This window comes from Anaerolinea thermolimosa (genome assembly GCF_001050195.2).
Taxonomy (GTDB): domain Bacteria; phylum Chloroflexota; class Anaerolineae; order Anaerolineales; family Anaerolineaceae; genus Anaerolinea; species Anaerolinea thermolimosa.
In genome coordinates, this window is the sequence record NZ_DF967967.1 from 117,967 (window position 1) to 118,868 (window position 902).

Here is a 902-nt window from a genome sequence, read left to right on the forward strand (position 1 = left end):
TGGAACCCTGCACTATGCCGGATGCCTGGCAAGGTACGCCCGCGCTGCAATCTGGAAGGCTTTCGCCGCCTCTGAAGTAGCCTCCATCTCGTTGGCGTACCACTCCAGCGATTTGCGGGGCAACTCACTCAACCGCATCCCGCCGTGCTTTTTGAACACCGTGGGAACGATGAAGTTGTCCACATCGTCCACGGTGGCTTCCTCTCCCGTCCGCGGTTGCAAACGGGGACGAGGCGCGGGGGCTGGCGCAGGCGTCCCATTCCCGCCGTTCACCGTGCGGTGGCTCCGCCGTCCCATGTACACCGACTCCTGAAAGCCGATGTTGCTGGCGGCATTGCTCAAGGCACTGGTGATCGCACCCTTCAGGGCATACGCCGGTTGGAAGTTCTCACTGGCGCCGGTGGATTCTACGGTGGCAGTCCCAAGTGTGCCGTCCTCATAGACCACCTTGTACCAGAAGACCATCCGCTTCAGGATCGCCACATAGCGATTGCCTTCCTGCTCCACATTCACGTCGTTTGCCTCGAAAGTGTAGCCCCAGCCCAGTCCACAAAGTCCGAAGACTTCGTTCAGCACATTGCGCATGTGCGCCGGGGAGATGTCGGTCAGTTCGACCGCCCCGGGGACTGGCTTGTAAGCGTCTTCCGGCAGCTCTTCGTCGAGTTTGCGGATGGCTTCCTCCAGCGACAACCCCATCAGGGTAAACAACTTGGATTTGAGCGTAGCGTTCATGGTTTGACCTCCTCGTGAAATGCGCCCCCGCCGAGCGGAGCAGGGGCAAATGTGGATTGATTTGCCCCTGCCGCTCCAGGGTTGGAATTTCACAGGTCGGGTCAAGACAGCCTTGCATCCGGTATTCACTTGTGAAGGTCCCAAAATCACCTGCCCGGAGTTGCACCGGG

At 59.9% G+C, this 902-nt stretch carries 1 protein-coding gene; it reads right to left on the minus strand.

Translation table 11 applies throughout. The features are described 5' to 3' along the window. Positions 1-12: 12 nt before the first annotated feature. Positions 13-837 (minus strand): hypothetical protein, encoded by an 825-nt coding sequence (locus ATHL_RS17810; RefSeq protein ID WP_162787805.1) that lies wholly within the window; start codon positions 835-837, stop codon positions 13-15. Positions 838-902: the final 65 nt, after the last annotated feature.